19 protein-coding genes are annotated in these 20991 nt (G+C 64.2%); 8 read left to right on the top strand and 11 right to left on the bottom strand.

The window, feature by feature from the left end:
- Positions 1–4 precede the first annotated feature (4 nt).
- The 8 genes from ABIE56_RS03680 (at position 5) to ABIE56_RS03645 (ending at position 8730) form a co-directional block, all read left to right on the top strand.
- The gene (locus ABIE56_RS03680) at positions 5–2041 is read left to right on the top strand and encodes an FUSC family protein (RefSeq protein ID WP_429242477.1); all 2037 of its coding nucleotides are present in this window, start codon (positions 5–7) and stop codon (positions 2039–2041) included.
- Between the two features lie 2 nt (positions 2042–2043).
- Entirely contained in the window at positions 2044–2262 is a 219-nt protein-coding gene (locus ABIE56_RS03675; protein WP_429242603.1) for a DUF1656 domain-containing protein, read from the top strand.
- Position 2263: 1 nt separating this feature from the next.
- Positions 2264–3142 carry an efflux RND transporter periplasmic adaptor subunit gene (locus tag ABIE56_RS03670; RefSeq protein WP_429242602.1) on the top strand — a complete coding sequence of 293 codons (879 nt, stop codon included), beginning with the start codon at positions 2264–2266 and terminating at the stop codon, positions 3140–3142.
- The gene (locus tag ABIE56_RS03665; protein ID WP_429242476.1) at positions 3139–4566 is read left to right on the top strand and encodes an efflux transporter outer membrane subunit; all 1428 of its coding nucleotides are present in this window, start codon (positions 3139–3141) and stop codon (positions 4564–4566) included. The genes ABIE56_RS03670 and ABIE56_RS03665 overlap by 4 nt, the downstream gene beginning before the upstream one ends.
- A 102-nt stretch (positions 4567–4668) precedes the next feature.
- A complete protein-coding gene (locus ABIE56_RS03660; RefSeq protein ID WP_429242475.1) occupies positions 4669–5379 on the top strand; it encodes a hypothetical protein in 711 nt (236 codons plus the stop codon).
- Between the two features lie 140 nt (positions 5380–5519).
- Positions 5520–5921, top strand: a complete 402-nt coding sequence (locus tag ABIE56_RS03655; RefSeq protein ID WP_429242474.1) for a cupin domain-containing protein — start codon at positions 5520–5522, stop codon at positions 5919–5921.
- Between the two features lie 165 nt (positions 5922–6086).
- Positions 6087–7637, top strand: coding sequence for a glycoside hydrolase family 30 protein (locus ABIE56_RS03650; RefSeq protein WP_429242473.1), 1551 nt, complete (start codon positions 6087–6089; stop codon positions 7635–7637).
- Complete coding sequence (locus ABIE56_RS03645; RefSeq protein WP_429242472.1) at positions 7627–8730, top strand: hypothetical protein; 1104 nt, start codon at positions 7627–7629, stop codon at positions 8728–8730. The genes ABIE56_RS03650 and ABIE56_RS03645 overlap by 11 nt, the downstream gene beginning before the upstream one ends.
- Before the next feature lie 35 nt (positions 8731–8765).
- Here ABIE56_RS03645 and ABIE56_RS03640 read toward each other — a convergent pair whose 3' ends face one another.
- From ABIE56_RS03640 to ABIE56_RS03590, 11 genes are all read right to left on the bottom strand, one after another.
- On the bottom strand, positions 8766–10271 hold the full coding sequence (locus tag ABIE56_RS03640) for a serine hydrolase domain-containing protein (RefSeq protein WP_429242471.1): 1506 nt from the start codon (positions 10269–10271) through the stop codon (positions 8766–8768).
- Positions 10272–10306: 35 nt separating this feature from the next.
- Complete coding sequence (locus ABIE56_RS03635; protein ID WP_429242470.1) at positions 10307–11869, bottom strand: M56 family metallopeptidase; 1563 nt, start codon at positions 11867–11869, stop codon at positions 10307–10309.
- Positions 11869–12243, bottom strand: a complete 375-nt coding sequence (locus tag ABIE56_RS03630; protein WP_429242469.1) for a BlaI/MecI/CopY family transcriptional regulator — start codon at positions 12241–12243, stop codon at positions 11869–11871. The genes ABIE56_RS03635 and ABIE56_RS03630 overlap by 1 nt, the downstream gene beginning before the upstream one ends.
- Positions 12244–12405: 162 nt before the next feature.
- Positions 12406–13179 carry a 3-keto-disaccharide hydrolase gene (locus tag ABIE56_RS03625; protein ID WP_429242468.1) on the bottom strand — a complete coding sequence of 258 codons (774 nt, stop codon included), beginning with the start codon at positions 13177–13179 and terminating at the stop codon, positions 12406–12408.
- Positions 13176–14087 carry a hydroxypyruvate isomerase family protein gene (locus ABIE56_RS03620; protein ID WP_429242467.1) on the bottom strand — a complete coding sequence of 304 codons (912 nt, stop codon included), beginning with the start codon at positions 14085–14087 and terminating at the stop codon, positions 13176–13178. Before ABIE56_RS03620 ends, ABIE56_RS03625 begins: the two co-directional genes overlap by 4 nt.
- A complete protein-coding gene (locus ABIE56_RS03615; protein WP_429242466.1) occupies positions 14084–15139 on the bottom strand; it encodes a sugar phosphate isomerase/epimerase family protein in 1056 nt (351 codons plus the stop codon). Before ABIE56_RS03615 ends, ABIE56_RS03620 begins: the two co-directional genes overlap by 4 nt.
- Before the next feature lies 1 nt (position 15140).
- Complete coding sequence (locus tag ABIE56_RS03610; RefSeq protein ID WP_429242465.1) at positions 15141–15731, bottom strand: gluconate 2-dehydrogenase subunit 3 family protein; 591 nt, start codon at positions 15729–15731, stop codon at positions 15141–15143.
- A gap of 11 nt (positions 15732–15742) precedes the next feature.
- The gene (locus ABIE56_RS03605) at positions 15743–17434 is read right to left on the bottom strand and encodes a GMC oxidoreductase (protein ID WP_429242464.1); all 1692 of its coding nucleotides are present in this window, start codon (positions 17432–17434) and stop codon (positions 15743–15745) included.
- An 11-nt stretch (positions 17435–17445) separates the two neighbouring features.
- Positions 17446–18321 carry a sugar phosphate isomerase/epimerase family protein gene (locus ABIE56_RS03600; RefSeq protein WP_429242463.1) on the bottom strand — a complete coding sequence of 292 codons (876 nt, stop codon included), beginning with the start codon at positions 18319–18321 and terminating at the stop codon, positions 17446–17448.
- 16 nt (positions 18322–18337) lie between these two features.
- Positions 18338–19543 carry a nucleoside permease gene (locus tag ABIE56_RS03595; protein WP_429242462.1) on the bottom strand — a complete coding sequence of 402 codons (1206 nt, stop codon included), beginning with the start codon at positions 19541–19543 and terminating at the stop codon, positions 18338–18340.
- Positions 19540–20730 carry a Gfo/Idh/MocA family protein gene (locus tag ABIE56_RS03590; RefSeq protein ID WP_429242461.1) on the bottom strand — a complete coding sequence of 397 codons (1191 nt, stop codon included), beginning with the start codon at positions 20728–20730 and terminating at the stop codon, positions 19540–19542. The genes ABIE56_RS03595 and ABIE56_RS03590 overlap by 4 nt, the downstream gene beginning before the upstream one ends.
- Positions 20731–20991: the final 261 nt, after the last annotated feature.

The following is a 20991-nucleotide window of genomic DNA, read 5'->3' as shown; positions in this document are numbered from 1 at the left end:
GCCCATGCGCCTCGTCCTGCCCACGACCTCCGAATGGCTTTACTCGGGGAAAGCGTTCCTTGCCGCGACCCTGGCGTTCTATATCGCGCTGAAGATTCCGCTGCCCAATCCGTACTGGTCGTTCGCCAGTGTGTACATCGTGTCGCACCCGCTTTCGGGCGCCACGCGCTCGAAGTCGATCTACCGCGCGTTCGGTACCGTCCTCGGCGCGACGATGGCCGTCCTCCTTGTCTCGCTGTTTGCCTCGAGCCCGCTTACGCTGGTCGTGGCCATGGGCACCTGGAGCGCGGTCGCCCTGTACCTGTCGCTGCGCGATAACACGCCAAGCGCCTATGGTTTCCTGCTCGCTTCGTACACCACGCCCCTGATCGCGGTATCCGCGATCATTGCGCCCGGTACCGTGTTCGATACTGCCGTGGCGCGTACGGAGGAGATCCTGCTCGGCATCATTTGCGCAAGCGTGGTCAGCACGGTGCTCTTGCCCGATCGCGTAGGGCCGGTGTTCCATGAGCGCGTCGCTGTGCTGATGCGGGACGCCTCGGCATGGGCCGTACGCCGGCTCACCGATCCTGCACGCCGTACCACGCCGCCGCTGCGCTTTAACCTGCTGAGCGACATTGCCTCGCTCGATGCGCTGATCACCCACCTCGGTCACGACGCCACGCGCCGTAACGAGGCCCGCGAAGCGCGCCAGGTGCGCTACCGCATGACCATGTTGATACCGCAGGTTGCATCGCTCGCCGATGCGCTAGGCCACGCGGCAACGCACGACGGCGGTGCGGGCCACGTCTGCGCTGCGGTGCTGGATGACGTGATCGCGTGGCTGCGGGAAGGCGTCGATGGTTCAGTGGAACGGGGCAATGCGTTGCGCGACGCGATCGCGGCATTGCGCGATGCTCAGGGCGCTCCTGCGGCAGCAAGCTTGCCTGTCACCAACGCGACAGAACGCCTGCGCGACCTGGTGGACTTGTGGCAAGACTGCCTGGTATTGCACGGCGCCTTCGTGACCAGGGCCGCCACCACGCCGCCCCTGGCCTACCGCGATGCCGTGCCCGACGCGAGCAAGCGCTTCTACGATCACGTCATGATGCTGCATGCCGCGCTTTCGCCGGCGCTGGCGTTTGTCATCTCGGCCACGGCGTGGCTTTACAGCGGCTGGCCGGGCGGCGCCGCCGGCGTTGTGCTCGTCGCGGTATCCACCGCATTTTTCGCTGCATCCGACGCACCCGCGGCGCTCATTGGGCGGTTTCTCCTGTGGCAGACGATCAGCGTCGCGACAGGCCTGGTGTACCTGTTCTACATCTTTCCCCAGGTGACGACGTTCGCAGGCGTGGCCTTGTCGCTCGCGCCGCCACTCATCCTGGTTGGCACGCTCACCGGGCGGCCTGCGTTCAACATGGGCGTGTTGCTGGTGACCTCGCAGACGATCAGTGGCATCGCGTTGCATAACAACTCGGCAGCCAACTTCGAGGATTACGCGAACAGCAGCCTGGCGGCGCTGGGCGGGCTCGCGTTCGCCGCAGTGTGGAGCGCCGCCACGCGCCCGTTCGGCGCCCAGATCGGCGCCCGCCGGCTGGCGCTCGCCAACTGGCGCGAACAAGTGGCGTTGTCGCGCCGGGACATCCGGCTGGACCGGCAGGCCGCGCTCTCGCGTATCGTCGATCGCACCGCACAGTGGATGCCCCGCCTGGCGCTGACCACCGGCAGGCCCCTGTCCCACATGGATGCCGTGCGCGACCTGCGTGTGAGTGTCGCCCTGATCGACCTGCGCGAGCATCGCGCCCGGGGCATCACGGCCATCGATGCCGTGCTCGATGCCAGCCACGCCTATTTCCAGCGTTGCCTGGCATCGCGCACATCGCTCGTGCCACCGGCCAGTCTGCTGACCGTGATCGATACGGCCATGGCCGAGGTTGCCGCTACCCACGACGACGCCGCGGCTGCATTGCTTCGTTACCGCCTGGCGCTGATGGCGCTTCCGCCCGTCACCCACCCCGAATCCCCATCCACCCAACCCACCTTGTCCATCCTCTCCCAGTGAACATCCCCCTCTACGGCGAGTTCAGCCTTTACGGCGTGTACATCCCCACCTTGTTGGCCGTCATGGCCGCGGCCTACCTCGTAAAGAGCGTCGTGCGCTTCGCCCTTGGCAAGACACACTTCTACGCGTGGGTGTGGCATCCGGCGTTGTTCAACCTTGCCGTGTACGTGCTGGCCCTGGCCGGCGTGCTGGCACTGCTGCCGGAGGTGGCTCGTGGCTAACATGGTTCGCAGGATGCTTCCTGGCGCGGTAACGCTTGCTGTCGTTGTCGCAGCCATCGCTGCCGGCATCCACGTGTGGCATGCCTATGATGACCTGCCATGGACGCGCGACGCCCACATTCGCGCCGATACCGTGCAGGTGTCGCCCGATGTATCGGGGTTGGTGACCGATGTACTCGTGCACGATAACGATGTGGTGAAGCGCGGCCAGCCGCTCTTTGTCGTTGACCGTGCGCGCTTTGAGCTCGCCGTGCGTCGTGCCGAGGCCGCGGTGGAAGAACAGCGCGCCACCGTTGCCGAACTGCGTCGTGAAGATGCGCGCAACCGCGCGGTGAGCGACCTGGTGGCACGCGAAGCCGCCGAGCAGGTGACCTCGAAGCTGGCCGCCGCCCAAGCACGCCTGCATGCCGACGAGACCGCAGCCGATACGGCGCGGCTCGATCTGGAGCGCACGGTGGTCAAGGCGCCGGCCGATGGCACGCTAAACGACCATGTCGTGCGCGTGGGCGATTACGTGACTGCGGGCCACGCTCCCTTCGCCATGGTCGATGGCCACTCGTTCCATGTGGATGGTTACTTCGAGGAAACCCGGCTGCACGGCGTAAAGCCAGGCCAACCCGTCACGATCAAGGTCATGGGTGAGCAGGGCATCCTGCACGGCCGCGTGCAGAGCGTGGCGGGCGGTATTGCCGATCGCGAACGCGCCAACAGCACCCAGGGCCTCCCGGATATCAATCCTACCTTCAACTGGGTGCGCCTGGCGCAGCGCATTCCCGTCCGGATCAGCATCGAGGATGCCGCGCCGGACGTGTTGCTGGTCGCCGGCCGTACGGCCACGGTGACGATCCGCACGGAGGAACGCGCGGGGCCCAGGTCATGAGTTTGCGTGCTGGTACCACCGCGCTCGTCATCGCTATCGCACTCGCGGGCTGCGCCGCAGTGGGCCCCGATTACAAAGTGCCTGACCACGCCATGGTCAACGATCCCCGTGCGAACGGTACGTTCCTTCCGGAGGGGCAAGGCGCCGCGTATGCCACGTCGCCGGCACGCGACGACTGGTGGAAGCTGTACAACGACCCCACCCTGGACGGCCTCGAGCGGCAGGCCCTCCAGGCCAATGCCAGCCTGCGCACCGCGGATGCGAACCTGCGCCGCGCCGGTGCCTTGCTCGCCGCGGCGGAAGCGGAACATGAAATCACGGCGAAGACCTCGGCGGCCGCCGAGCGGACCCTGATCTCGGCGGAATCGTACCTGCAGGAAGAAAAGCTGCCCACGTTCAATGTCGCGACCACCGGTATCGAGGCCTCGTACGACTTCGACCTGTTCGGCAAACTGCGCCGTGGCGTGGAAGCCGCCACAGCCGATGCCGAGGCCGCCACGGCGGCGCGGGATGTCGTGCGGGTGACGGTGGCTGCGCAGGTGGCATCAAGCTACGTGGGCATCTGCGAAGCGGCGCACGACCTGGACGTGGCGCACCGCACGGTGCAGGTGCAGGAGCGCGGCGCTGATGTGGCCAAGCGATTGTTTGATGCCGGGCTGGGCAACCGTCTGGATGTCACCCGTGCGACCGCGCAGCTCGATCTGGCACGTGCCGCGTTACCACCGCTGGAGCGACGTCATGAGGCCTCACAGTACGCACTGGCGGCGCTCCTTGGTCATGTGCCGGGCGATATTCCCGACGCGGCAAAGTCCTGCACCAGCGTGCCGCAACCGACCCAGCCTATCCCGGTGGGTGACGGCATGGCCTTGCTTCGCCGCCGGCCGGACATCCGCGAGGCGGAGCGCAAGCTTGCCGCCGCCACCGCGCGCATTGGCGTGGCAACCGCCGACCTTTACCCAAGCGTATCGCTGGGCGCTAGTGCGGGTACCAACGGCCTGCTTGCCGACTATGGCCAAGCGCCCGCGCGTTATTGGTCCATCGGCCCGCTGATTAGCTGGACCTTGCCGACGCGTTCGGCCAGGGAGCGCGTGGAAGTGGCGAAGGCCGGTGCGGATGTCGCGCTGGCCGCATTCGACCAGACCGTGATCCAGGCGTTGAAGGAAACGCAGACCGCATTAAGCGATTACGCCCACGCACTCGACCGCGAAGAAACGCTGCGCCAGGCGCTGGCCGATGCGACGCTCGCATCGAAGCAGGCGGCGGATCTCTACCATGCGGGCCGCACGCCGTACCTCAACGCGCTGGATGCCGAGCGTACGCGCGTCGCCGCGGAAACCGCGCTCACGGATGCCGAATCCGCGGTCTCCGAGGCACGCATCCATGTGTTCTATGCGCTGGGCGGCGGCTGGCAGGACGGCGCCTGATTCGTATCGCAAAATATTGTCGTATCGTCCCGTGGCACGAAGTGGTACACCTTGCGCCGCGGGAGGCTGGGCCGGGAGCCAGCACGATCTATGGAGCGACACATGCGGTACCTGATACGAGTAGCAAAGGCCCTGGTATTCACGGGCCTGGTGTTCGTGGGCGCGGCGGCATACGCCGATGATGCGCCGGCGCATGTCACGGACAAGCAACTATCCGACGCGAAGTGCGCCATCGGCATGGAGAAGTTCCTGCCAGGCGATTACTTCTACTGCCTGGGCGCACAGAACTACGGCACCCAGCACATCGAAGCCGCGCAGCGGTTCTTCAAGGAAGCGGCCAGCTGGGCCAGCAAGCCGGCGCAATACGTGCTCGGCATCATGGCGCTGAACGGTGACCACCAGCCGATGAACCGGCCACTGGCCTATGCGTGGTTCACGCTCGCGGCCGAGCGCAATACACCACGGTTCGTGCAGCCGCGCGATACGTTGAAGGCCACGTTGACCAAGGACGAGGCCACTAAGGCCGAGGCGTTGCTGGCGGACATGCGTAACACCTACGCCGATGCGGTCGCTGCGCCCCGGGCTGAACGGCGTTATCACGATGGCATGGCCTCGCTAAAGGACACCCCAGGCACGAGCTATTGCATGGAAGGCACGCAGGATTTCCGCGACCTGGCCCAGGGCAAGACGCAGCCATCGTGCCCGCCGACCGCGCAGATCGTGCAGTACGTGGATAAGCAGGCGAACAACGTGTTTGAGGATTGGACCGGGCATGTGACGGTGGGTGCCTTGCAGCCAGCCGGCTCGCCCTGACGAACCCGAGGGCCGGCTGCTCGGCCGTGCGGTCGGCACCTCCAATCGTTCCGGCGGCGGTTGCGGTAGGGTGGGCGGACTGGTTGCCTCGGCTTGCGTGGCGGGGCGCTGGTCACTCCCGCCCCGCTGAGGTCATCGCCATGAAGCACGCCCACGTCAGGCTCGCCACCCTTCTTGCGCTCGGCTTCACATGGGCCGCCGCCGCTTCCGCCCAGGACACCTCGGGCACCCATCGGAAACAGCTTTCCCAGCACGACCTCAGCATCCCGGGCTGGGAGGAGTACCAGGTGCGGGTGGATTTCGACCCGGGCAAGTCCGTTTCGAACCATAAGCACCCCGGCGAAGAGATCATCTACGTGATCGAGGGGACGATTGAGTACGACGTTTCCGGCAAGCCGCCGCTCACCCTGAAGGCGGGCGATGTCCTCGTGGTGCCAGCGGGCGTGGTCCACAGCGCGAAGAATGTGGGCAAGGACAATGCGGCGGAGCTGGGTACCTACGTGGTGCAGAAGGGCAAGCCGCTGGTGGAGTGGGCCAGATAGTCGCAGCCGGACGCGTGGCGGCAGGCATCGCTGCAGATGCTGACGCTGCGAGTGGAACCCGAGATTCCCGGCTAACGCCGCCTTGGCATAGACTGGGCGCCAACGACAGGGCGCGCGGTGTCATTCTGGTGATGGGTAAAGCAAGCGAGGGGACGCTCAGGCGCCATGGATGAGCGGAAGCCGGATTCCCACCGGGTCACGAGCGTCTTCGTTGCGCTGATCACGTTGCTCACCCTGGCCGCCCTGTACGCGCCGCGGTTTGTCGCGCGCAGGGTGTCCGCCGCACCGCAGGTATCGGCACTGCCCACCACGCCTTTTGTCGAGGTATGGCTAAGTACCGCCGATCATCGGCTTAAGCTCGCTCAGCAATCCAACCTCGCGCTCATGCCCCGGGGCACGGATCCGGCAGATATCGATGTCGATATCGCCACCACCTACCAGTCCATGACCGGATTCGGTGCCTCCATGACCGATGCCTCGGCGTGGCTGATCCACAACAAGCTGAGCGCCGATCAGCGCGACAGCGTGATGCATGAGCTCTATGGCGAGGCGCCGAACCTCAACCTGAACATGATGCGCCTGCCGATTGGTGCCTCGGACTTCTCGTTGGGCCTGTACACGATGGACGACATGCCGTTCGGCCAGTCCGATCCGCAACTGCGGCATTTCAATGTGGCGCCCACGCTCGATGACCTGGTGCCGGTGATCCGGCAGGCGCTGTCCATCAACCCGGGGCTATTGATCGTCGCGTCATCGTGGACGGCGCCCGCCTGGATGAAGGGCAACCAGAACCTCACGGGCGGTGAGCTGCTCCCGCAATACGAGGGCACCTTTGCCGAATACCTGGTCAGGTACGTTGATGCGTACCGCGACCTCGGCATCCCCATCTTCGCCCTTACGCTGCAGAACGAGCCGCTCTACGCACCGGTGGCCTACCCAGGCATGACCATGGACCCGGAGGTGCGGGCGCGTGTGATCAAGCACCTCGGCCCGAAACTCGCAAAGCGCACGCCACGGACGCAGATCCTGGAGTGGGACCACAACTGGGCCGTGCCGCAGCAGCCGCTCGCGGTGCTCTCCGATCCGGACGTGGCCCGCTACGTGGATGGCGTGGCCTGGCATTGCTACGAAGGCAGCCCGTTCGAACAGGGCAAGGTGCACCGCGCGCATCCGGACAAGGACACGTACATCACCGAATGCACCGGCGGTGACTGGCCCCTGGATATGAACGGGGAGCTGTTGTGGTTCTCACGGAACCTGCTGGTGACCGGCACGCGGCAATGGGCACGTGGCGTTATCTACTGGAACCTGGCGCTCGACGAAAACCACGGCCCACAGTTCGGCGGCTGCCGGCTGTGCAAGGGCATCATCACGATTGATTCAGAGACCGGCGACGTCACCCGTAACGATGAGTACTACGCCATCGCGCACTTCAGCCGTTTTGTGCTGCCTGGCGCCCTGCGGGTCAAGTCCACCGATACCGACAAGGAGAAGGGCCTGGCCAACGTGGCATTTCAAAATGCCGTTGATGGGTCGGTCGTCATGGTGATGGTCAATATCAACAAGCAAGCGCGTCGCGTATCCGTAACGGAAGGAACATCTCGCTTTGAGTACGAGATGCCCGCCGAGAGCGTGGCGACATTCGTATGGCACCAGAGCATGGCGGCCGCGTGGATACGGCGTGCGCTGCATTGGATGAGCGTGCATGACGGGTAAATCGCGAAACGACAACGTCCTGGTCACTAGCGAAGGTAGCGATAAGGCGCTCACGAAGGAGCAAAAATCCTTCAACACGTTGATCGGAAAGATCAACAAGCGTCGTGACGAGCTCGCCGCCTGGCAGGCGTTCGAGCCCGAGTTCCAGGCGAAATACCACGGTGAATACGTACCATCGCAACAAGCGTTCGTCGCGATACGCATTCAACTGGTGCAATGTCTCGACCAGGCGCACGATGCGAAGGGGCTGACGAAGGCAGATCGACAGACAATAGAGGACCTCATCCTCTATGTCGCAGGGGGACTGCTTACCCATGTTGACGATCCCGCCCTGGCAGAGATCTATCGCCGTTACGAGCCACCGGCGGCCGAGGCCGACGCTGCTGCCAAGGCTGAGCTCCAGGCTGCCCTGGCGGCTGCTTTCGGCACGGAGTCACCGGATGAATTCGAATTCGATTCACCCGAAGAGCTCTTCAACAAACTGCAGGAGGAGCTCGAGAAGCTGGATGCTCAGGAGCGCGCGGAAGGCGACGCCCGCGAGGAGGCGAAAGCCCGCCGTCGGGCCGACGCGCGCCGCGCCGCCGCGCAAGAACGCGCACGCACGGAGCAAGCCGAGGCTCACCTGTCGCTTCGCGATGTTTATCGCAGGCTGGCGAGCGCGCTGCACCCCGATCGCGAGACCGATCCAATCGAACGAGAGCGCAAGGCGATGCTCATGCAGCGCGTCAACCTGGCCTATGCGAGTAAGAGTTTGCTCGATCTGCTTGAGCTGCAGCTCGAACTGGAACACATCGACAAGGCCTCCCTGGCAAACGTGACCGAGGATCGGCTCAAGCGCTGGAACGCCACGTTGAGGGAGCAGTTACGCAACCTTGACATGGAACTCGACGAGGTCACCTATGGCTTTGCCGTTCGCAGCGGTATACCGCCGCATGCCCGCTTATCAACAAAGGGGGTCATGCGGCAGCTTTCCCAGAACATCCTTAGTCTGCGCGAATTCACGAAGGCATGTGAGTACGACATGCGTGTCTTCGATGACCCCAAGCGCCTCAAGCCATGGCTTAAGCGAATGAAGCAGGAGCTGTTGAGCTAGGCACACGGCGCTGCCGCGCCGTTGCATCGTTCAGATTAATTCGCCTGGTTTCCGGGAGGCTTCGCTGGCACACGCACCAGCTTCATCGGCGGCGCCCCCTCAATCATGGTCATGCTCGAGAAATCGTTGGCGTATTCCACGGTGACACCGATGGACTCGGCGCGAAAGCGTGTCGGCGATAGCGTAACCAGGCGCTCTGGCACGGGCGCGCCCGCGTTCGCGTACAGGCCGTCCGGCCGCGCTTCGATCATCACATCGAGGTCGCCGCCGATGAAGTGACCGGCCGCCTTGGAGAGCTCTGCCAACGAAATCGCCTTCTCCTCGGTGGACGGTACCGCGATGTCGGTCATGCCGTAATCGGTGGCGATGGCACGGACGACTTCGCCGATCAAGCGCCGCCCATCACCGCCATTGGCGAGGGCGACGACGCCATCGCCCTTGCCGGTGGAGGCCACCATGAAAGCGTCGAACCCGGGGTTCACGCCATCGTGCATGAAGCGTGGCGTGCCCTGGGGATACACCGCTACCCCAAGCCCCCAGTTGTCTTTCACCGGCGTCATCATCGTGTGGGTCATGCCGGGCGAGAGGCGATGGCCTGCCTTGCCAGCGGCGGACGCCTGCAGATCCAGCAGCAGGCGGGCAAGATCACCCGCCGTCGTCCACAACCCCGCCGGTGCGAGCTCTGGGGTCACCACGTATTTATCGGGAAGAAGGCTGCCGTTGGCATGGCCAAGGGCCATGTTGGCTTGAATGGCTGGCGAAGGCGGCATGGAGAACGCAGTGTGTGTCATGCCGAGCGGCCCCAACACTTCGCGCTGTGCCAGGTCAGCAAAGGGCAGGCCACCCACATCGGACAAGGCAAGCTGTGTGATCACGTAGCCGCCGCCGGAGTATTCGAACTGCGCGCCGGCCGGGAGCACGCTACGCACAGGTTTTGTGTTGGCGGGCGGCAGGCCATCCAGGATTTGTACGGTGGTGGGCAATGGGTCGCCGGGTTTGTAGCCCTGAAAGCCGTGCATCCCGATGCCCGCCGTGTGGCTCAGCAGCTGGCGCAGGGTGACACCGTTGGGTGCCAGATTCTGATCGACCGGCAGCTTCCAGGAACGCAGTGCATCGTTGATGTTCTTATCCAGACCGATCTTCCCCTCTTCCACCATGCGCAGGGCCAGCATGGCGGTCACGACTTTGCTGATGGAGGCGGCCTGGAAATCAGTATCCGGTGTCACCGGCGCGCAGCTCGCGATATCGCGAACGCCCCAGCCACGTGCCCACGCAAGCTTGCCGTCGTGGATCACGGCAACGCTCAGTCCTGGTACCGCGTATTGCTGCATGCGTTGCGCCAGGCTGGAGGGCTTGTCGCCCTTCTTGATGATGGCAGGCTGCAGGTGGGTTTCGACGTAACGGGTGTGTGCATTGGCCGGTCCTCCGGCCGCTTCGGCGGGCGCCGCGCAGTGGTCGGCCCGCGCGATCATGGGGGTGGCGAGCAACACGGAGGCGAGCGCCACCGAGCCGCGCAAGGCGACTTCTTTGAATCTGAGCATCTTTCGTTCCCTCTGGGTGGGGTAAGCGCAGCGCCTTACTGGCGACGTTTGACCGAGCTGACCAGCAGGCCCTTCTTGTCCATCTGGATAAACACCTGCTGGGCACCGTGCGCATGCTGCACGTCGTAGATATCCCAACCGTAATCGCTCACGCCTTCGAACCGGTACGACTCGACGGGGCCGAGGCGGTCGAAATATGCCTGCTGCGATGAAAGGTCGGCCTTGCCGCCCTTCGCGAATGGCGACCACAGGGCGGGGTCATCCACATTGCTCAGGATCATGCGCAGGGCCTTCTCGCTGGTGGGAAAGGCGGTCTGGCCCTGGATCCGGGCAGCGAGGTCACGACGAATCTGCTCCGCGGTCGCCTCGTCCACGCGGGCCGCCGAGGCGGCGGGCCAGCCGTGGATGAACACGTCCATGGAGGTCGCGCGACCGTCGGCGCCCTTGTTGAACTTGAGCCGCGCATCGAGGCTCGGAATCGAGAACTCCGTATCGCTTAGCGTGGGCGCATCGATGATGCCCTGGGCCATGAACTGGCCAATGGGCGCGACCGTCAGGCCATCGCCCTTGCGCGCCACGGTGACCAGCGAGTAATCGCTGAGCTCGTATTCGCCAGCGTAGGCATCGAGCAGGCTGGGGTCGATCGCCACGGCACCGTTGGCGTGCTGCGCGGGTGCGCCCGGTGGCGTGACCTGCGCGGCGAACACCGCCATGCCCAGCGCGATGCTGATCAGGACGAATGCAAAGGCGCCGGCCCACTTTTTGGGTTTGGCAAGCATGATCCTTATCCTCTGTTCGAGAAACGACCTGGATTCCGACATGGCAGTCACCGAACCGATGAACTCGGATTGGTTCTGCCCCACCTGGATCAACGTCTCGCAGTACTGCCCGATATCGCCGCCGCCCTGCAGCACACGTGCATCGCAATCCACTTCGATCGCACGGCGAAGGCGATGGAACTGCCACCACAACAAGGGGTTCCACGGCATGGCCAGCAGCAGCACCAGCGCCATGGCGACCAGCAAGGGGTCACGCGCCTTCAGATGGGATTGCTCATGGGCCATGACGTAGCGCTGCTGCGCCGGCCCTTCCTGCATGACCCAGGCAGGCACCACGATTCGCGAGCGAATCAGGCCTACAACGGCGGGACCGACGCTTTCTGATACGAACACCGGAACGCTGCAGAGGCTTCCTTGCGCCCAGCGGCGTTTGCGCCGGTGAAACACGGCGGTGCTCACGGCAAGGAACAGCACAAGGGTGAAGGAACTGGCCAGCCAGATATCCGTGAGGATCGTGTTGACCGTCGTGGATGCCGTATACGTTCCGGTGCCGCTCCAGTCGATAACGGTGGAGGCCAGTGGGATGGACGTCGTATCGCGCAGCGCGAGTGGTGCGCTAGCCGCCGTCGGCTGAAGGCCTCCTGGAAGTCGTATCGAAACCGTGGCAATCACGATGGGAAGGAGCAATGAACCCACGATGGCCATCATCCACGGCCAGCGCGTCGGCAACCGGCGCGACTTGGTCGCTTGCTCGGCGATCAGCCCCGCCGCACTCAGTGCTATCGCGACAAGTACGGCGTAGATCATCCAGGCAAGCATCAGGGCTTCTCCTTGTCGTTCCTTTCCGCGAGCAGCTTGCGCATGCGGGCGATCTGCTCCGGGGTGAGCTTCTGCTCGGAGACCAGATGAGTGAGCAACAGTTCGGTCGAGCCCTTGAACAGCTTGTCGGTGAGGTGCTGTAGCGCGTTCTTGCGCGCCGCCTGCTGCTTCACGCTCGCGAAGTAGCGGTGCCCGCGGCCTTCTTCTTCGTAACCGACGTAGCCCTTGGTCTGGAGCGTACGGAGCACCGTGAGCACAGTGGTATAGGCGAGCTTGTCGCTCAGGTGTTCACGCACCTCGGCCACCAGCGAGGGGCCGTGGTCCCATAGCACCTGCATGACATCCGCCTCACGGTCGGTGAGCGAGATCTTCATAGGTGGTTCCCCGCGCCGTTATCTACTAAAGGTGTAGTAGGTATAGGCCAGGGGCGGCGGCATTGTCAACTATGTATTTAGTAGATACCGCAACCGGGAGGCAAAAAAGGCTGGAGCCCGGCGCGCTCCGGACGTATCACACGCCGGAGCGCGAGCCGTTCATCAGTCCAGCGGCCGTACCCAGATGTTCCGGAAGCTGATCGGCTGGGAATGGTCCCCGTGCGCCTGTAGCTTGATCGGTGCCTCGGTATACGGGTTGTACTTGGGCTTGCCGATATAGAAGGTCTCGCCAGCGAGCTCGGTGTGGTTCTGTACGAGCACGCCGTTGTGGAACAGGGTCACGTAGGCGGGCGTCTTTACCGTGCCATCGGCGGCGAACACCGGCGCGGTCCAGACGATGTCGTAGGTCTGCCATTCGCCCGGCTTGCGCATGGCGTTGACCAGCGGCGCGGCCTGCTTGTAAACGCTACCTGCCTGGCCGTTGACGTACGTGGGGTTGTTGAACGAATCCATGATCTGGACTTCGTAGCCTTCGTCGCCAGGCCCCGTCGAAGCAAGGAACACACCGCTGTTGCCGCGGCCCTGGCCTTCGCCCGTGATGTCCTTGGGCACCTGCCATTCCAGATGCAGCTGGTAGCTCTTGAACTTCTGCTTGGTCTGGATGTTGCCGGAGGTCTTGTCGACGGTGAGGATGCCGTCGTGGACCTTCCAGTGCGCGGGCGAGTGGTCCTTGGAGGCTTCCCACTGCGAGATGTCCTTGCCGCCAAACAGCACGACGGCATCGGAAGGGGGCGCGCTGTTCGGATTGCCCGGCGTGACGACCTTGGGTACCGGTTCCCACTGCTCCGTGGCCTTGGGGTCCGTCTGCGCCCACGCGGCCGAGGTACCGGCAACGAGAACGGCGAGGGTGGCAGCGCTGGTGCGCAGGAACGTCATACCGTGCATATCTTGAAGGCCTCGGCAAAGGATTCGAAGGAGTCGGGCCGCGCCGGCATGAACTCGTGCGCGATGTAACCCTGGTAGTTCAGATCGGCGATCGCCTTGGCAACGGCGTGGTAGTTCAGTTCCTGCGTGCCATCGATCTCGTGCCGGCCGGGTACGCCGCCGGTATGGAAATGGCCGATCCACTGGATGTTGTCGCGGATGGTGCGGATCACGTCACCTTCCATGATCTGCATGTGGTAGATGTCGTAAAGCAGCTTCACGTTGGGTGAGCCGACGCCCTTCATCACTTCGGCGCCGAACTTCGTGCTGTCGCCCTGGTAGCCGTGGTGGTCGACCTTGCTGTTGAGCAGCTCGACGCACACAGTGACGCCGTTCTCGGCGGCAAGCGGGGCGATCTTCGACAGGCCAGCCACGCAGTTATCGAGTGCGTGGCGATCATCAATGCCCGCTTTGCGGTTGCCGAACATGGTGATTACGTTGGGCACGCCGGCCTTCTTGGCCAGCGGTATCGTGGCTTCGAGCTCCTTCAGCAACTGGGCATGGTTGGCCGGGTCGTTGAAGCCGAACTCGATGAAGTTATCGCGTTTGGCGGGGTAACCCATCGTCACGGTCAGGCCGGTATCGATCACCGTGTTCCACTCATCGGTGTAGAGCAGATCGACGCCGACGAAGCCGAGGGCCTTCAGGCGTTTGCACAGTTCAGGCAGCGGCGCCTTGGAGGTCCAGCGGCTCAGCGACTGCTTGAGGCGCCCCGGGCCGGTTTTACCGGTGGCCGGCTTACCGGGGAGTGTCTCGGCGGAAGCGAGCAGCGGCGCGGCGCCGAACGCGGCCACGGCCGTGGCGAGCTGCCCAAGCGCGGCGCGCCGGCCAGTGTCAGGAGAGTGATCCGATGTGGTCATTCGAGCCCCAGGATGCTGCGGTTGAAGGCACGGTCGCTGCCGCTCGAGGCGAAGTCGTCGAAGGCGCGCTCGGTGACCTTGATGATGTGATCACGGATGAAAGGTGCCCCCTCCTTCGCGCCCTGCTGTGAATCCTTGATGCAGCATTCCCACTCGAGCACGGCCCAGCCGGGGTAGTCGTACTGCGCGAGCTTGCTGAAAATCGCGCCGAAATCGATCTGGCCATCACCCAGCGAACGAAAGCGGCCGGGGCGATCGATCCAGTTCTGGTAGCCGCCATACACGCCCGAGCGCCCGTTGGGCCGGAATTCGGCGTCCTTCACGTGGAACGCGCGGATGCGCTCGTGGTAGTTGTCGATGAACTGCAGGTAGTCCATCTGCTGCAACACCATGTGGCTCGGATCGAACAGGATGTTGGCGCGCGGGTGGTGATCGACCGCATCCAGGAAGCGCTCGAAGGTAACGCCGTCGTGCAGGTCCTCGCCCGGGTGGAGTTCGTAGCAGACATCCACGCCCACCTCATCGAACGCATCCAGGATCGGCTTCCAGCGCTTGCCCAGTTCAGCGAAGGCCTCTTCCACGAGTCCTGCCGGGCGCTGCGGCCACGGGTAGAACAGCTGCCAGGCCAGTGCGCCGGAGAACGTGGCGTGCGCGGTCAGCCCAAGGTTCTTGCTTGCCTTGGCGGCGAGCTTGAGCTGTTGCACCGCCCATGCCTGGCGCTCCTGGGGGTGGCCGCGCAGTTCCGGCGGAGCAAAGCCATCGAACAGGCGATCGTAGGCCGGATGTGATGCCACCAGCTGTCCTTGCAGGTGCGTGGAAAGCTCGGTGACGGCCAGGCCGTGCTCGGCGAGCATGCCGGTGATGTCGTCACAGTACGCCTTGCTCGCCGCTGCCTGCTCAAGATCGAACAGGCGACGATCGTTGGAAGGGATCTGCACGCCAACGAAACCCAGCGATGCCGCCCAGCGGGCGATGGCGGGTAGCGTGTTGAACGGCGCCTCGTCCGATGCGAACTGGGCGAGGAAGATGCCTGGACCCTTGAGTGTCTTCATGTCAGATCTTCAGTTCGGCCTCGACGGCCCATGCCTTGCCGTTACCCGCCTGGGCCAACGGGATATCGGCGTGCCACGCGGCGGGCACCGGATCGTACTGGAGCACCTGCGTGCACCCCGGCTGCGACAGGAAGAAGCCGAGCATCGTGAGCTTCTTGGTCATCATGACAAAGTCGGCCGCCGGCGCGGGCTTGCCGCCCTTGGGCACGCCCAGCGCCTCGGCATGCAGCTTGGTGACCAGCGCTTTCTGCTGGGCGGCATCGAGCTGGAGGAACGGCTTGCCGCCCGCCTTGTCGAAAGCTGCCATGGCGGTGAGGTAACGGGTCTGGTCTGCCTTGGCGTAGACCGCCTTGAACAGCTGATCCATGAACAAGGGCACGCCGGCATCCACGGCCCCAGGTGTATCCGTGCGCGGAATCACGATATCCGACACGGCACCGACCAGGCTGTACTGCGCCGGATTGAAGAACTCGGGCTTTGCCGTGGGCTTCTGCGACGCGGCGTGCGCGTCGAAGACCGCCAGCAACGAGGGGCCCGCGATGGCACCGACGGCCAGCGCGGACATGCTTTTCAACCATTCGCGACGATTCATGGTGTCAGTCCTCAGATATTGCCGCGCTTGAGTTCTTCCACGGCATAGTTGGCCGCGCGTGCGGTCAGTGCCATGTAAGTGAGGGACGGGTTCTGGCAGCCGGACGATGCCATGGCCGAGCCGTCGGTCACGAAGACGTTCTTGCAGGCGTGCATCTGGTTGAAGCCATTGAGCACCGAGGTCTTCGGATCGCGGCCCATGCGCGCGGTACCCATTTCATGGATGCCCGCGCCAACGTTGGCGTGCATCGTGAAGGAGTTCACGTCGCTATAGCCCGCGCCGGACAGCATCTCCATGGCATCTTCGATGATCGCCTTGCCGATCATCTTTTCGTTTTCCTGGTGCGCGGCATCGAAGTTCAGGACAGGCATGCCGTACTTGTCCTTGTGGTTACGGTCCAGGCTCACGAAGTTCTTGTGCGAGGGAAGCATCTCGCCGAAGCCCATCATCGAGACATACCACGGGCCCGGCTCCTGGGCCGCCTCTTTGAGCTCCGCGCCCAGCGCATGCTGTTCGACAAGGCGGGTCCAGTCCTGGCGGCCAGCGCCACCCTGGAAGCCGAAGCCACGCAGGTATTTCTGCTTGTCGGTACCGACATTCCGGTACCGCGGGATGTAAAAGCCGGTCGGGCGGCGGCCCGAGTAGTAACGATCCAGGTGGCCGTCGACCATGGCGCGCGCGCCGGTGCCGAAGGTATGGTCCATGATGTTGTGGCCGAGCTCGCCGCTGTCGTTGCCGAAGCCATTCGGGAAACGCGTCGAGGTCGAGTTCATCAGGATGTGTGCGGTGCCGAACGTCGACGCGCACATGAAAATCACCTTGGCGAAGTACTCGGTCTGGTGGCCGGTCTCCGCATCCAGCACGCGTACGCCGGTGGCCTTGCCCTTGTCGTTGTCGTAGATCAGCTCGTACACGATGGCATTGGTCACCATCGTCATGTTGCCCGTGCGCTCGGCCGAGGGCAGGGTGGACGAGTTGCTGCTGAAGTAGCCGCCGAACGGACAGCCGCGCATACACAGGTTGCGATACTGGCAGGTGCCACGCTGCGGGCTCTGGTCGTGCTTGAGCGGCGCCGAGAGATTGGCGGTGCGGCCGATGATGAGCTTGCGGTTGAACTTGCTTTGCAGCTTGCCCTGGAAGTCTTTCTCGACGCAGTTGAGGTCCATGGGCGGCAGGAAGTTGCCGTCCGGCAACTGGGCCAGGTGGTCGTTGTTGCCGCTGACGCCGATGAAATGCTCGACCTTGTCGTACCAAGGCGCGATGTCGGCATAGCGGATCGGCCAGTCCACGCCCACGCCTTCCTTGCCGTTGGCCTCGAAATCCATCTCGCTCAGGCGGTAGCTCTGCCGGCCCCACATCAGCGAGCGGCCACCCACGTGGTAGCCGCGGAACCAGTCGAACGGCTTGGTCTCTTCGTACGGGTTGTCGATGTCATCGACAAACCAGTGCTTGGTGGACTGGGTGATGCCGTAGAACGACGGGCGCGTGTGCTTGGGCCAGCGGGCGAGATCTTCCTGCGTGGGCTCATCGCCGTACGGCAGCTCCCACGGTGCCTTCATGGCCGTCGGGTAATCCAGGTGCTTCACCATCGGGCCGCGGTCGAGCACGAGCGTCTTCAGGCCCTTCTCGGTGAGTTCCTTGGCGGCCCAGCCACCGCTCACGCCGGTGCCGACGACGATGGCGTCAAATGTGTTCTTTTCCATGGTCTTTCCCTTCAGCGCAGCGGGCGCAGGTAGTCGAAATCGACGCGCGCGGCGTCCAGCGAGCTCATGCGGGCAAACGGGCCTTCCTGCTCGACGAAGCAATGCTTCAGGCCGGAGGCATCAGCTGCCGCCATGATCGGTTTGTAATCCAGCGTGCCGCGGCCCAGTTCGGCGCCCGGGTAATCCTTGGCATTGCCCGGCAGGAAATCCTTCGCGTGCATCAGTGGGATGCGGCCGGGGTTGGCCTTGAAGTAATCGGCGGGGTTCTTCCCGCCCGCGTGCACCCAGCCGCAGTCGAGTTCGAACTGCACCAGCGTGTGGTCGGTTTCCGCGAGCAGCACGTCGTAGAAGGTCTTGCCACCGCCCACGTCGGTGAACTCAAGGTGGTGGTTGTGGTACGCGTACTGAAGTCCGGCGGCCTTGGCTTTCTGGCCGAGCTTGTTGGCGTACTCGGCGGTGCGCTTCGCATCGTCGAGCGTATACGTCGGCTCGCCGCTGCCGCCTTTCTCCTTCTGCATGATCCCCGGCAGCATGCTGCTGACGATGTACTTTGAGCCCAGCGTATGCGCGGCGCCCACGCCCTTGTCGAAGCCCATGCTGTCGAAGTGCATGCTGGGGCAGGCAAGGCCGGCCTCCTTCAGCTGATCGCGCAGGGTCTCGGCGGTGCTCGTGACGATGGCCTCGATTTCGGTATAGCCGATGGACTTCAGCGTCTTGAGCGTACCGGCGGGATCCTTCGGGTAGGCATCGAGCACCATGTAGAGCTGGATACCCATGCCCTTGGCCTTCGATGCAGCCGCCAGGAGCTTGCCGGGCGCGCCGAGCCCGAGGCCCAATGCCGTGCCACACAGCGCGGAGCGCGCGAGGAATTGCCTGCGATTCATCATGAACGGTTATCCGGAATCAGTGGGTGCCGACAACGGCGGCGGGGGCGGTGGCCTTGCGATCCTTGAAGAGCAGGACGAACAGGGCGAAGACGAAGGCAGCAAAGGCGCCGGCGACGACCCAGATGCCGTGCCAGTCATGCGTGCCGTCGGCGCGCGTGTAGGTCTGGACCACGATGCCGGAGAGCCACGAGCCGACGAACATGCCCAGGCCGTAGGTCAGGAACGTAATAAGGCCCTGTGTCGCGGCGCGCAGCGCAGGCGGGGCTTCGCGATCGATATAGATCTGGCCCACGACGAAGAAGAAATCGAAGCAGACGCCGTGCAGCACGATGCCGAGCCAGAGCATCCACATCAGGTCGCCGCTGCCGCCAAAGGCAAACATGCCGTAGCGGACGACCCAAGCCAGCATGCCCACGGCGAGCATCCACTTCACGCCAAGGCGGCGGAAGAACCAGGGAATGAGGAGCATGAAGAACAGCTCCGACATCTGACCACCGGTCATCTTGCCGGCGGCATTCACCACGCCCACTTCGTTGAGGAACAGGTTGGTGAAGGCGTAGTAGAACTGCAGCGGGATGCAGATCAGGAACGAAGCCAGGGCGAACACCGCCATGGAGCGCTCGCGGAGCAGGTGCAGCGATTCGAGCGGCAACACATGGCGCAGTTCGAAGCGTGTATTGCGCGCGAGCGGCGGGGTCGGCGGCAGGGTGAAGCAGTAGCCGGCCATCGCGACCGACAGGCCGGCAGCGAGCAGAAGCGGGGATGCCGTGGCTTCCACGCCCCACGCACCGACCGCCAGGCCGACCAGAATCCAGCCGATGCTGCCGAACACGCGGATGGCGCCGAACTCTTCCTGCGGCGACGTGATGTGCCGCATGGCGAGCGAGGCGGTGAGGGCCAGGGTCGGCATGTAGCAGAGGCTGTAGGCCAGCAGGGGCACGTAGACCATGGTGAAGCTGGTCTGCTGTGCGGCGACGGCGAGCAAAACGGCACCCAGCAGGTGCAGCAGCGTGAGCACGCGGCGTGTATCGAAGAGACGATCGGCGAGCAGGCCGACGAACAGCGGCGAGATGATCGCGCCGATGGCCGTGGTGCCCGCGACGGCGCCGATCTCCGTTCCGGTGAAATGCAGCGTCTTGCCGAGCCAGGTACCGACGGTGACGTACCACGCGCCCCAGATCCCGAACTCAAACAGCATCATTACTCTAAGGCGCCATTTCATCCGCGTTTCCTCGTGGTGCGTGTGGGGGCGAGAGGGTCTTCGATCGGCTGCCAGACGCCACCGGCGGCATGGCTCTTCAGCATCGCGTCTACCAACAGGCTGTTGCGGTAGCCGTCGGCGAACGTGGGTAGGGCGGGTGGTTTGGCCTTCGGCTTTGCGCCGCTTCGGATCCACGCATAGGCATCGGCGATCACGTTGCGGAACGCGTCCGCCCAAGCCTCCGGATGGCCCGCTGGCAAGTGGGCGTAACCACGCGCCGTGGGATCGAGCAGGGCGGGGTCGCGCGTGAGCACCTTGTTCGGCTTCGCGTGGTGGCCGAGCCATAGCTCGTTGGGCTGTTCCTGGCGCCACGCCAGCGAGCCTTCACGCCCGTTGACCTCCAGGCGCAGGTCATTCTTGTGGCCGGGAAGCACCTGGCCGACGGTGACGCAGCCGCGTGCCCCGTTATCAAAACGCAGTAGCACCGTAGCGAGGTCCTCGCTGGAGATCTTGCGCTGCTGCGTGGATTTCTTCGCCGCGCCCGAGAATGCCTTGGCGGAGGTGGCCGGCACCTCCCGCACGGGTACTACCGTGTGCAGATCGGCCAGCACGGCGGTGATGCGTGCCCCCGTGACGTGCTCGGCCAAATCACACCAGTGCGAGCCGATATCGCCCAGCGCGGAACTGTTCCCGCCCAGCTTCGGATCAAGGCGCCAGGTGTAGGCGCGCTCGTCGGTGAGCCAGTCTTGCAGGTAGCAGCCGTGTACGAAGACGGTGTTGCCCACCTTGCCCTTGGCGATCATCGCGCGTGCCTGCTGCACGAGCGGGTAGCCGCGGTAGTTGAAGGTGACGACATGCGCGAGGTTGCCGTCTCGCGCGACCTCGTAGAGCTCCCGCGCTTCCTGCAGCGTCGCGGCCAGCGGCTTGTCGGAGATGACGTGCTTGCCGGCACGTAGCGCCGCCAGCGACACCTCGCGGTGCAGGTGATTCGGCGTGGTGTTGTGAATCACGTGGATGGCCGGATCGGCCAGCAACTCGCGGTAGCCCGCGTAGGCCTGTCCGGCGTTCAATTCGCGTGCCCGCTTCTTCGCGGATTCGAGGCTGGAGCCGGCGATGCCGACCACCTCGACATCGCCCAGGCGGCGCACGGCATCCAGATGGTGGGCGGCAATGAAGCCGGGGCCGACGAGGCCCATGCCGAGTTTCATGGTCCGGTTATCCCGGCGCTTGTCGATACCGACTGGCTTGCCATGTTCTTCCCAAAATGTATTCGATTACATCCGCGTGGCGACCGGAGCCAAAGGCCCTTCAGCTGCGTGGAATAGCTTGGTTTCCCCGGGCCACCGGTGGGTAGGGCGGCCTGAACATGCCAAGATATGTATCAGACAGGTAAAGACACCTGCAACGATTTTATGTAATCCATTACATTGCAATGCAGCATAATCGCGGCGTGGTTGGTGGCCGTCGGG

The sequence above is a fragment of the Luteibacter sp. 621 genome (assembly GCF_050435445.1).
GTDB lineage: Bacteria > Pseudomonadota > Gammaproteobacteria > Xanthomonadales > Rhodanobacteraceae > Luteibacter.
The sequence above is the reverse complement of the archived record's forward strand: the minus strand, read 5'-3'. Positions and strand labels throughout refer to the sequence as shown.